Genomic DNA, 13,251 nt, shown 5'->3' with positions numbered 1-13,251 from the left:
CGTTATATTTAAGGGGTATTAAATCCACTTCTGTTAAGCCTACCGTGCTTTTCCCGGTCGGCTTTATTTTCGCGATGCGATTGCTCTATCTCATATTCCAGCTCGGCATCAATATTTTGCTCTTCTACCTTCTTGGCTTTCTCCAGCAATTCTTCATGGTGTGCCTGTAGCCAATCCAGCTGCTTTTTACCATACGAGAACTTGGTGAACAACACAAACAGCACAGGCACAATAAATATCGATATGGTTGATGATGCAATCATCCCACCCAACACGGTAACACCAATAGTATTACGCGATGCAGCACCCGCACCTGTAGCCAGGGCCAATGGCAATACACCTAATATGAAGGCAAGTGATGTCATGATAATCGGTCGCAAACGCAGCTTCACAGCCTCGAGGGTCGATTTGATAAGCTCTTCTCCCCTGTCTACACGTAATTTGGCAAATTCCACAATCAGGATGGCGTTTTTGGCTGAGAGACCGATCAAAGTAATCAAACCAATCTGTGCATACACGTTGTTAGTTAATGTAGGCACGCAGGTCAACGCAAGGATAGCACCGAAGGCACTGATAGGTACCGCCAGCATTACAGAGAATGGTACAGACCAGCTCTCGTACAGTGCAGCCAGGAACAGGAACACAAACAGGATACTGAACATAAAGATGTATACTGTTGTAGAACCTGCCTTGATTTCTTCGTAACTAAGTCCCGAAAACTCGATGGTATAGCCTCGCGGTAAAACACGTGCGGCCAGTTTTCTTAATTCTTCCAAACTTTGCCCGCTGCTATAGCCCGGCGGGATAGCGCCATCAACTTCGGCCGAACGGAAAATGTTGAAGTGCGAGATGAGCGGTGCGGTAGAAATTGCCTTGTAACTGATCAACGTACTTAACGGCACCATATTACCAACCGAGTTACGTACATAATACTTGTTCATATCGCCAATAACTGCGCGATAAGTAGTATCAGCCTGGATAACGGTGTGGTAGGTACGGTTATAAAGCGTAAAGTTATTTACAAACGAGCTACCCATGTACGATTGCATGGTACTAAATACATCAGATATATTTACCCCCATCTTTTCGCATTTGTCACGGTCAACCGTCAATTGATAACTTGGGGTATGAGCCGAAAAATAACTGAATGAAGTTGAAATAGCAGGTACTTTATGCGCTTCGGCCACAAAGTTTTGTACTACCTTTTCAAAGGCGTGGATATCATCGCTCGAGTTACCCTGCTCAATCTGCATACTGAAACCTGCGGCCAAACCAATACCCCTGATAGGCGGCGGTTGGATAACCACAATGTTGGCATTCTTGATACCGGCTTTAGCAAAGCGGACTTTGAGCGCCTTGGTAATACCCTCAATCTGGGTGGCCGGTGTGGTACGCTGATCCCATGGGGTAAGCATACAGAACATGGAGCCGTTGTTAGAGTTAGCACCACCGTTCAGAATGTTGAAACCAGATATCGCCGTATAATGTAATATGCCCGGTGTCTTGGTTACAATCTTCATCATCTTGGTCATCACGTTAACCGATTGTGTAGTTGATGATGCCTCTGGTAACTGATACGTAATATATAAACGCCCGCCATCTTCAGACGGCACAAAGCCCGATGGTTTAAGCCTGAATAAAAGCCAGGTACCAATACAAATCAATAATAACAACAGTACAATATAACGTGCCCCCTTAATGCTCCGGCGAACGCCGTTGGTATACCTGAAGGTTATTTTATCAAAGATCCTGTTGAAATGGAAAAAGAACTTATCGAACCAGTTTTTGGATGTTTCATGATGGCTCGGCCTTAATAATAAGGTACACAAGGCCGGGGTTAATGACAGCGCAATAAATGCCGATACCACAACCGATATAGCAATGGTAATTGCAAACTGCTGGTACAACCTGCCCACAATACCCGGTATAAAGCCTACCGGCACAAACACAGATGCCAGGATCAACGCAATAGCCACTACCGGCGCCGAAATCTCTTTCATGGCATGGTAGGTAGCCTCCTTGGGCGACATGTGCTGCTCATCGATATAATGTTGCACGGCCTCTACCACAATAATAGCATCATCCACCACAATACCAATGGCCAGTACGAAACCGAACATGGTTAAGGTATTGATGGTAAATCCAAGTGGTATAAAGAAGCAGAATGTTGCCAGGATAGATACCGGGATGGCAAAGATCGGGATCAGGGTTGATCGCCAGTTTTGCAGGAACAGGAATACCACAATGGCAACCAGCCCTAATGCTTTTAACAGCGTCCCAATTACCTCATCCATTGAAACCTTGATGATGGTTACAGACTCGTAAGGCACAGAGTAATCAACATCAGCTGGGAAAGCCGTTTTTAATTTCTTTAACTCTGCGTATACGTTTTCGGCTGTTTGCAAGGCATTACTGCCCGGCGATTGATAAACCTGTATGGTTGAACAACGGTTACCATCAACAAACGCGTTGCTGGAGAAGGTAAACTTGCCCAGCTCAACCCGCGCTACATCTTTCAGATAAACTAACTGGCCCGTAGCAGGTATAGTACGCACTATAATTTTCTCGTAGTCTGATACCTTGCTCAGCATCCCGTTTACCAGGATCCCGGTTTCGTAGGTCTGCGAGTTTTGCTGCGGCGGTGCACCAACAGATCCGGCTGCCACGTATACGTTTTGGCCGTTCAGTGCGGCACTAACATCGCCCGGCGTTAAACCATACGAGGCCATTTTATCCGGATTCATCCAGATCCGCATACTGAAAACGTCGGTACGGGCACTTACGTCGCCCACGCCGGGTACACGTAGTATGGCATCCTTAATAAACGTATTGGTGTAGTTATCGAGGAAAGTAATGTTGTGCGATTTTTTCGGCGAGTAAATAGCAATCAGCATTAACTGATCGGGGTTACTGGCACGCACCGTTAAACCCAGCTTACTTACCACCGACGGTAATAACGGCGAGGCAATACCCACCCGGTTTTGCACATTAAGCGCAGCCACTTGTACGTTAGTACCTATTTTAAAGGTAACACGGATCCCCACACCACCGCTGTTGGTGTTGGTACTTTGCATGTACTCCATGCCGGGCGTACCATTTACCTGTTCCTCAATGGGTATGGCAACGGTTTGCTCAACCGTTTCGGCATCGGCACCGGTGTACGATCCGTTTACGGAAACACTCGGTGGGGATATATTAGGATATTGATCGACCGCAAGGTTGAAAAGACAGATTAATCCCGAGATCATTAATACAACAGATATAACGATCGCAGTTACCGGTCTTTTGATAAAAGTATTCGCTATCATGCTTAACCCTGTTTACTTAATTCACGTGATTTTTGTATTTCGTACTCCAGTTCAGGATCGATATTTTGTGCCTCTACCTTTTTGGCTTTGGCTATTAATTCTTCGCGGTTGGCCTGTAATGCTTCCAGTCTTTCTTTTCCGTAAGAGAAACGCGTGATCACCACATACAATACCGGCACTATGAAGATGGCTATGGTTGATGCGGCAAACATACCGCCCAATACCGTATAACCAATAGTTTGCCTTGCCACCGCACCTGCACCCGTTGCCAGTACCAGCGGTAGCACACCGAGGATAAAGGCCAGCGAGGTCATGATAATTGGCCGCAAACGCAGGCTTACTGCCTCGAGTGTTGATTTGATCAGCTCTTCGCCCATATCAACCCGCACCTTGGCAAACTCCACAATCAAGATCGCGTTCTTTGCCGCCAAACCGATGAGCGTTATCAAACCGATCTGCGCGTAAACGTTGTTGGTGAGCGTAGGCACAAAGAGTAAGGCCAGGATAGCACCGAATGCCCCGATTGGCACGGCCAGTAATACCGAGAATGGTACCGACCAGCTCTCGTACAATGCCGCCAGGAACAGGAACACAAAGGTGATAGAGAACATGAAGATATAGATGGTGGTTGAACCCGCTTTTTGCTCTTCATAACTTAGACCAGAAAACTCGAAGGTGTATCCTTCAGGCAATGTTTTGGTGGCTAGTTCTTGCAAAGCCTTCAAAGCATCAGTACTGCTATAGCCTTCGGCAGATGTACCATCAATCTCCGCAGTACGGAAAATGTTGAAGTGCGATACCAGCGGCGGCGCAGCAATCGGCTTATAGCTGATCAGCGTACCCAATGGTACCATGTTGCCCGCAGAGTTGCGCACATAATACTTATCCATATCCTCTATTTTAGTACGGAACAGGGTATCAGCCTGCACCACTACGTGGAAGGTACGGTTGTAAGTAGTAAAATCATTAATATACAAACTACCCATATAAGCCTGTATGGTGGTAAATACGTCGGCAATGTTTACGCCGAGTTTTTCGCATTTCTCACGATCAACAGTCAGGTTATAGTTTGGTGTGTGTGCCTGGTAATAACTGAAGGCTTTAGATATAGCCGGATTTTTATTGGCAGCGGCTAAAAACTTGTCGATCACCTTTTCAAAATCCTGCAGGTTATCGTTGGTGTTACGCTGCTCAATCTGCATACTGAAACCAACGGTTTGCCCCACACCCGGTAAAGGCGAAGGCTGGATTACCTGAACGTTGGCATTTTTAATACCTGCGTCGTTAATGCGTTTTTGCAATACGCCAACAATGCCCGGTACCTGTTCGCTCGATTTACCACGATCGTCCCATGGTTTCAGCTGGCAATAAATAGTACCGTTGTTAGAGTTACTTGCGTTAGTCACCACGTTCAATCCTGACAAGGCTGCATAGTGCGCCACACCCGGTGTAGATGCTATCACCTTCATTAAGCGCTGCATTACATCAACAGATTGTGCGGTTGACGATGCCGGAGGCAACTGGTAAGTAACGTATAAGTTTCCATCATCCTCAGAAGGGATAAAGCCCGATGGTTTAGCCTGGAACATAAAGTAAGCCCCGGCACAAATAGCCACCAGTAATATAATGATCAATCGCGATGACTTAATACTCCATTTAACACCATTGGTGTACTTGGCCGTAACCCTGTCAAACCAGTCGTTAAATTTGGCGAAGAACCTGTTCAAGGCGTTCATCTTTTTACCTTCAGGTGTAGGTTTCAGTAACAGCGTACACAAAGCCGGTGTTAATGATAAGGCGATAAAGGCCGAGATCATTACCGAAATTGCGATGGTGATAGCAAACTGTTGATATAACCTACCTACGATACCCGGGATAAAGCCTACCGGTACGAACACCGCCGCCAGAATTAAGGCGATGGCAATAACCGGTGCCGAAATATCTTTCATGGCCTGGTAGGTTGCTTCCTTGGGCGACATTTTATCATGATCGATATAATGCTGCACGGCCTCGACGACGATAATGGCATCATCCACCACAATACCGATAGCCAATACGAAACCGAACATGGTTAGGGTATTGATGGTAAAACCCAGCGGGATAAAGAAACAGAACGTACCGAATATGGATACCGGGATAGCCAATACAGGGATCAAGGTTGAGCGCCAGTTTTGCAGGAACAGGAATACCACAACGGCAACCAGTCCCAATGTTTTTAACAGCGTGCCCACCACATCCTGCATCGAAACTTTTACCACGGTAACCGATTCAAACGGAACAGAGTATTCAACATCCGAAGGGAATGATTGCTTTAACTTAGCCAATTCAGCATAAATACCGTTGGCAGTTTCCAAAGCGTTGCTTCCCGGTGCCTGGTAAATTTGCAGGTATGAAGCGCGGTGGCCATCCACAAAAGAGTTGCTCGAGAAGGTAAACTTACCCAGCTCTACCCTTGCAACATCTTTCAGGTAAATTAAAGCACCTGTGGTTGGGTTAGTTTTAACAATGATATTTTCAAACTCGGGCACCTTGCTTAAACGGCCGTTAACCAAAATACCCAGCTCATAAGTCTGGCTTGATGATTGGGGCGGCACACCGGCAGTACCGGCAGCAACCTGCACATTTTGGGCATTCAGCGCATTAATAACATCCGTTGGCGTTAAGCTGTAGGATGCCATCTTATCCGGGTTCATCCAGATACGCATACTAAAGTCGTCCGTAAAACGGTTAATGCTGCCTACACCCGGCACACGCAGCAAGGCATCCTGCACAAATATATTGGTGTAGTTATCCAGGAAGGTGTTGTTGTGCGTACTCTTTGGTGAATAGATAGCAACCATCATCAGCATACTTGGGTTTACGGCACGTACCGTTAAACCTAAACGGCTTACCACGGCAGGCAGTAAAGGTGTGGCAATACTCACCCTATTTTGTACATCCAGCGCAGCCACATCAATATCCGTCCCTATCTTAAACGTTACGTTCATTTGCATCAGGCCGTTGTTGGTGCTGTTGCTCTGCATGTATTCCATGCCCGGCGTACCGTTTACCTGCTCTTCAATAGGCGTGGCAACGGTTTGCTCAACAGTTTGGGCATCGGCACCAGTAAACTGGCCGTTTACCTGTACAACAGGCGGGGTAATATCAGGGTACTGGTCAATCGGCAGCAGTAAAATACTCACCGTACCGGTAATTACCAGTACAATGGATATTACTATAGCCGTTACCGGTCTTTTTATAAAGGTATTAGCAATCATATATTTTCATCTATCGTAAGATGCAGAAGCGCGTATGTAAATATCTATTAACCCTTACCACCTTTGCCGGTGCTTGGGCCTACTTTATTAGCAGTTGTAATCTGCGATCCGTCATGCAATGATTGTACACCATCCGTAACTACCCTATCGCCTTCATTAATACCGCTCTTAATCACCACGTTCGGGCCAATAGTCTGGCCAATCTGAACCTTCTTTTGTGCGGCAACCAAGGCTTTCTTGGTCTTAGCACTATCGGCAGGTGCTTTAGGGTTGGTAATGGTGCTATCTTTAGCTATGTACACAAAGTACTCGCCCATTTGCTCAACCACGGCTTTGTTTGGCAATACCAATTGTGGTTTGGTATCCTGGTTGTGCACACGCACCACGCAGCTCATACCCACACGCAGTAAGTTTTGAGCATTAGGGAATACCAGACGAACCCGGATAGAACCTGTTTGCGAATCAACCGCGCGGTCGATGATCGAGATCTTACCCTGTTCTGGATAAAGGGAACCATCAGGTAATAAAATGGTGAACAACGAATCTACCGGCGCTTTTTTCTCCATTTGCAGTTTCTCAAATTTCGGCAGTTGTTTCTCATTAATTACAAAGTCAACAGCCATTGGGCTATCGGTAGAGATGGTGTTTAACACCGTGCTACCCACTGTTACCACATTACCCAGTTTTACCTGGCTAAAGCCGATGGTACCAGAGAACGGAGCTGTTACAACTGCATAGTTCAAATTGGTTTTGGCTGTTTTAACAGCCTCATCCGCAGCCTTTACCTGGCTTTTTGAACTCTCGAGGGTGATCATCGCGTGATCGTACAATTGCTTGGCAACTGCATTGTATTTGTTCAGGTACTCATAACGATCTGCATCCTGTTGCGATTGTTTAAGTGTGCTTTGTGCCACACGCAGGTTAGCTACCGCAGCATCATAGTTGTTCTGATAAATGCGGGTATCAATTTCATACAGTTTCTGGCCTTTGGTTACGTGGCTACCCTCGGTAAAAAATATGCCGGTAATAGCGCCCTGTACCTGCGGCAACAAACTCACCTGGCTTAATGCAGCCGTGGTTGACGGATACTTGTCGAAATATAAAACAGACTGAGCTTTAACCTTAATTAAGTTTACAGGAACCTCGGTGTTAACAGGCGGCTGTTTTTTCTTACAGGCACCTAAAATGAGGCAGCTTATACAAATGGTATTTAAGAGTACTCTATTCATAGAGGTTGTTGATTTCATGGTGTTAATAAGTGATATTGCCCATTGCCTTTTGCAGATCTATTTTGCTTGAAAGGGTCTGGAACAGCGCGTTCAGATAGTTTATTTCGGATGTAATTAAGTTAGACTCGGCAGTAATTACGTTGAGGTAAGCCACAATACCTTGTTTGTATTGCAGGGTTACCACAAAATATACTCTTTTAGCCATTGCTACGTTTTTTTGCAGCAGCTGCAAATTGTACAGGTTGCTTTTGTAGTTGGCGTTTGCCGTGGTATATTCTTTATTGATCTGTAGTTTCAAATCCGTCTCGTCCCAGTTAAGCAGTTGCTCCTGCAGTTTTGATTTGCGGATGCTGTGCACACGGCCAAGACCTGTGAAAATTGGAATACTAACAGACAAACCTACGAGCGAACTTGGGTAAGAGCTATCAAAAACGTTAGAGAAATGCTGATTAGCAAACTGACGGTTATAATTGTAGAACGCCCCTACTGTTGGCAGAAAAGCCGACCTATAATAGGCGGTTTGTTGTGCCTGCAAAGCTTTCTCGGTACCCAATTGTTGAAACTCAATTCGTTTCTCGTAATTCAGTTGCTGGGTGGTATCAATGTAGATACCCTGCATCATCTGGTCGGTATTAAAGCTTACGTTAAACTCTTGTTCGGCAGGGAAACCCATCACCTGTTTCAATGTCGCAAATTGCGGAACTACGTTTTCATTAGCCTGTTTTAACTGGGCTTTTGAATTGTTTAGGGTGATGGTAGCCTCTTCGTAATCAGTTTCATCAACTATACCGCCAATATATTGGTGATAAGTATCGCGTACATTTTTACCTAAACGCGCGGTATCTTCCTTTAAAACATGGATCTGCTCCAGCGTAAGCAATACATTATAGTATGCTTTACTTACGGCCGATACCAGGAATATTTTAGTACTGTCTGTTACCTGCTGTGCCTGCTTTACATATAACGGTGCCGATTTAGCCGCATACAAAAGGCTCGGGCTAAATATAGCCTGCGATACGGCTAACTGCGGGATAAACGTATTTGCTGTACGAGTTGCAACTCCCGAAGTAGAAGTTGAGGTTGTGGTTCCGCCAGTTGTACCGGTACCTGTCGTTCCGCCTGTACCTGTACCTGTTCCTCCGGTGGTAGTACCGCCTGTGGTTGTTGTGGTACCGCCCTGGGTAGTAATAACCCCGTTTGCCGGAAACTGGATATAGTGCGTTAAGTTTCCACTTGCGCTAACCTGCGGTAACCAAGGCGCTAAATTAACTGCATTTGTTTCGTGGGCGATGTTTACATTGATTAATGCTTTGTTTAAGCCAGGTTGATGGATCATGGCATAATCGATACATTGCTGAAGCGACATAAATGCGCCCGCCACATTATGGCTGCTGTCGGCCTTTACCACAACACTGCTGGCATCGGGCATCGGCATATCAGGATCTACTATTGCCTGCTTACGCGGCGGCACCTTTTGTGCATATACTGTTGATGCACTTAAAATTGAAATAAGAAATACTAACCGGATTTTACCCATATAAATAAATATCAACGTCCCCTACCGGGACGGCGCATGTTCAAATAAAACTTCTATAATTTATTCCTAAAAATTTAAGCAGATAGCCTTGATACAAAAAACACAAGCGTGTCTCCGGTTAATTAATAGGGGTTGTCCAAAAATGATAAAAACATCCGTTATACCCGGTAACAATATTGTTAAATTGCCCAAATCAGTAACACATCGTTACTTTTACTGACTTAAAAGTATGTATTATCATACAATTAATACATCATTAAGTCGCTTCACAAGTATTTAACATGATACAGTTAATTTCGGCGCAAAATGGTTACCCGGTACACTGTTTGTTTTTATTATAAGTTATAGATGTCGTATTCCTCTATAAGCTATTGAAAACAAGTTAATTATACAAATTGTTTCTACTATCAATTATTTCGAAAAAACAAAAAAGGCCGTTTCTATTAAAGAAACGGCCTTTTTAATGATTTATAAAACTTACGAATTAAACGGTTCCATGTTGGCAAGCATTTTACGGCGTGCCCTTAGTACCAATACCTGGTATATTACCCCGGCAAGGAAAAGTACAAAGATCACCAGTAAACCCATTTTAACCAATGGGTCATCCGGGCCGGCTGCCAGCGGATGTGAGATTGGCAACCTGGTAAATGATTCGTTAACCGCCGGTACAAATGATAAAAACAAAGTGGCCGACATGATAATAACTTGCGCGTACTGCCATTTCTTCCCAAATACTTTTAATGATTTTGCATAAATACCGAGAGGTAATAACACAAGCACCATAATAGTAAGTGTATGCGCAGGCCCCCAATGCCCTGTACGCATAATAGGAAAACCGGTTACGCAGGTTAATACGGTCAGTATAATATACCATTTCCCAAATGTGCTTTTGGGTTCAATAACTCCACTTTTAATTAAGGCAATGATACCTGCAAATATGGCCAGGATACTGATTGCAGTGTGGATGATTCCGAGTACTGATAAATGATTTGGCATAACTGTGAGGTTTTAGTGAAACGTATATAACTATTTTATCATTAAGTTACTGTTTATTAAGCATATCACAATCTAAAATTCATAGAAATATAAGGATACCAGCCTTCATTAGAGTGCGCTGCTATTATTTGTATTACCGTTAAACTGGCCGGAGCAAAATATAAACCTCCGCCTGTACCGGTATGCCATAGGTTAGAGTGTTCGCCATCGACCCAAACACGGCCGGTATCGAAGAACCCTGTTACACCCAACTGACCCGGGATAATGTAACTGGCAATATCAGCCAGCTTTAACCTTGCCTGGAAGTTGTTGTACACCATATCATTACCGGCGAAGCGGTATTGCAGATAACCTAACAAGTTGCCCTGCCCACCCAAAAACATCGATTGATAAAAAGCAGGGTTCCCCACGCTGATACCACCACCAACACGGTCTGAAAGTACAAACGTACCCTTACTATCAAGTGGCTGATAATAGGTAAACTCAGGCTTAATCTGGCCAAATGCTTTTGAATTGCTGTTCAAACCTTCATATCCCTGCAAAATAACCTGGAAGTAATAGCCCGAATAAGGCAATATATTGTTGTTTCGTTTATTGGCGGTGTATATAGCCCGAAAGCCTAAATGTGCACGGGTTTTATCTGTGGTAAGGCTATCGTACGAGGTAATATGCGGCATGCTTACAATGTAACGGCCTGTATTATCCTCAGGGTCTAAATGATAGAATTGCAATGATGGCCCAACACTAAAAGTACTACCCTTACCGGTATGCCAGCGCAAAGCAGGATCGAACTGGTAAACATTATAGCGGGTGCGGTAATAGTGGCGGTAATCATCCATCTTAACCAAAGGTGTTTCATTACCCTGGCCAAAGAAGTTTACGGTGTTGCCCGGTGCCAGGATATAGGCATTCATGGTGAAGTCTGCTTTACCTACAGCCTGCATCCACTCACCTTCGTATTTTAAACGATAGGCTTTGGTTGCAAAAGAGTGCGTAAGCATTAAGGTTTGCTGGGTAGAATACGGCAGCTTACGGAAACCATCATAACCGGTATATTTAAAACCTAAGCCCAGCAAAAAGCCATCATCCTTATTTAATGCAGCGGTGGCCAGTGGCGCCCAAACATTATAAGGGTTGGTAGGCTTAAAACGGGTGGCATTGGTATCAGCAGAAATATGGTTATTCAATTTGCCAACCTTACCTGTAAACGTAAGACTATCCTGTGATCCATAAACCGGGATAACGCGTCTCGAATTTTTAACCTCGTAGGTCTTTTGCCCGGTACTATCTATAAACCTTAATTTGATAGAAGATTTGGTATCAACAACAATATGGTCATCTCCACCCGATACATACATCCTGATCTCTTTGGTAATATCGGGGTGATAAGTTGCGGTCATAAAATTGCCTTTTACCTCGCCGTGCTTATCCAGTTTATCTACAGAGATCTTTAAGGCATCATTCGGCGCATCTGTAACGGTGATCAGCTCATCTTTATCGGTAGTGTGAATATCAACAATACGGTTAATGAAGTGATAATATTCGGACATGGCAGCCGGGATATTGTCCCTGCGTTTCTTCAAAATATTCAGCAACTCATCATGGCGGAATTTATAGCTTTCTGCAGGCAGGCGTTTTAATCCGGCTTCCAACACCTCATCAGTTTCGGCTTTTACGAAGTCGTTAACCACTTTCATCCATTCATCATAGCTAAACTGATTATCAGGAAAACCTTTCATGAAACGGGTTTTATAGATCGAATACCTGATACGCGGAATATCACTGGTAAAATCTCCCAGCACAGGGTCTATCCAGGGCAAAGATGCCAGGCTTGGAAACACGCCCTCATTAACGTGGAAAACCTGGTCGCGGTCGCGGGGAACAGCTACATACATTTTATTTTTACCGTCTTTAGTATATGCCCAGCGCCATTGGTCTTCGTGGCGGTCCCAGTCGCCAACTAAAAGGTCTAATAAACGGGCACGTAAAAACTCACGGGCATCATAGCGATTATCGTAACTTTTAATCAGCTCATGCTCCATGTTAATGGTATTGTCCGATTTTCCGGTTGGCTCACGTTCTTCAACTAAAACTACCATGCCGGTAAAAATCTTATTGTACTTACCCAAAGCGCTATCGGCAGCCATTACGCCGATAACCGGATTGGCATGGGGTACATTTGCAGCATCGGCCAGCGGGGGTACTATTAAGGCCGAGTATGGGTGCTGTCCGCTAAACTCATCGCCCACCCAATCAACCGTAAATGTTCCTTTTAAATTATCGGGCAATAATTTATCCGGTGATTTCTCCACACTTCGGATCACCCATTCCCTGCCGCTTTTATCGCGCAGCCTTAATGATTTTGATTCCATACCGCCCCCCTCGCGCAGCGGCGTTAATCCGCCATTCAGTTGCGAGAGCTTAATGATGGGCAACTTAACCGGCATAGCCCAGTCCTTACGGTAGTTTTCGCCAAAAAGCCAGCGGTGTATGCCGCTCACGTTATCATACGAAGCATGCACTTTTACAACAACACTATCCGGAAATATTTGCCATGCAGCAGACTCAATTTTTTGGGCCCGGCTACCGTACGTCAGGAAGATTAAGAATAAAACGAAGAGTAACTTTTTAAACATATTATTAATTAAGTAGAGTCTTAAATTATGCCCCTTTTATTGTAAGGAGTTAACAATGCAAAGCCTTAAGCAGAGAGAATATTAAGCGCCCCTAAAAATATTCAATTATTTAAAGAAAGCTGTAATTAATACACAAGTAACATACCATCAACCAAAGCGCTGATTAATAGTATTTTACCTATTTAGCGACTGAAATTTATTTGCGATATATCGTTAGTTAAACTAAATATCGCTTTTATCCGCCAAAAATCGACATTAAGATAAAACATTGAAACCTGCGATGAAAGC

At 44.4% G+C, this 13,251-nt stretch carries 6 protein-coding genes; all 6 read right to left on the bottom strand.

Going from position 1 to position 13,251, the window contains the following annotated elements; genetic code table 11:
* Positions 1-8: 8 nt before the first annotated feature.
* The 6 genes from PQO05_RS09680 to PQO05_RS09655 all read right to left on the bottom strand — a co-directional run bounded on the left by PQO05_RS09680 (position 9) and on the right by PQO05_RS09655 (position 12,963).
* A complete protein-coding gene (locus PQO05_RS09680; protein WP_273632536.1) occupies positions 9-3,308 on the bottom strand; it encodes an efflux RND transporter permease subunit in 3,300 nt (1,099 codons plus the stop codon).
* 2 nt (positions 3,309-3,310) lie between these two features.
* Complete coding sequence (locus PQO05_RS09675; RefSeq protein ID WP_273632535.1) at positions 3,311-6,565, bottom strand: efflux RND transporter permease subunit; 3,255 nt, start codon at positions 6,563-6,565, stop codon at positions 3,311-3,313.
* 47 nt (positions 6,566-6,612) lie between these two features.
* Positions 6,613-7,794, bottom strand: a complete 1,182-nt coding sequence (locus PQO05_RS09670) for an efflux RND transporter periplasmic adaptor subunit (protein WP_273632533.1) — start codon at positions 7,792-7,794, stop codon at positions 6,613-6,615.
* Positions 7,795-7,816: 22 nt separating this feature from the next.
* On the bottom strand, positions 7,817-9,331 hold the full coding sequence (locus PQO05_RS09665; RefSeq protein ID WP_273632532.1) for a TolC family protein: 1,515 nt from the start codon (positions 9,329-9,331) through the stop codon (positions 7,817-7,819).
* A 477-nt stretch (positions 9,332-9,808) separates the two neighbouring features.
* Positions 9,809-10,327, bottom strand: a complete 519-nt coding sequence (locus PQO05_RS09660; protein WP_273632530.1) for a hypothetical protein — start codon at positions 10,325-10,327, stop codon at positions 9,809-9,811.
* Positions 10,328-10,392: 65 nt separating this feature from the next.
* Positions 10,393-12,963, bottom strand: coding sequence for a BamA/TamA family outer membrane protein (locus PQO05_RS09655; protein ID WP_273632529.1), 2,571 nt, complete (start codon positions 12,961-12,963; stop codon positions 10,393-10,395).
* Positions 12,964-13,251 lie beyond the last annotated feature (288 nt).

The sequence above is a fragment of the Mucilaginibacter jinjuensis genome (genome assembly GCF_028596025.1).
GTDB lineage: Bacteria > Bacteroidota > Bacteroidia > Sphingobacteriales > Sphingobacteriaceae > Mucilaginibacter > Mucilaginibacter jinjuensis.
This window is presented reverse-complemented; position numbering and strand designations above follow the sequence as displayed.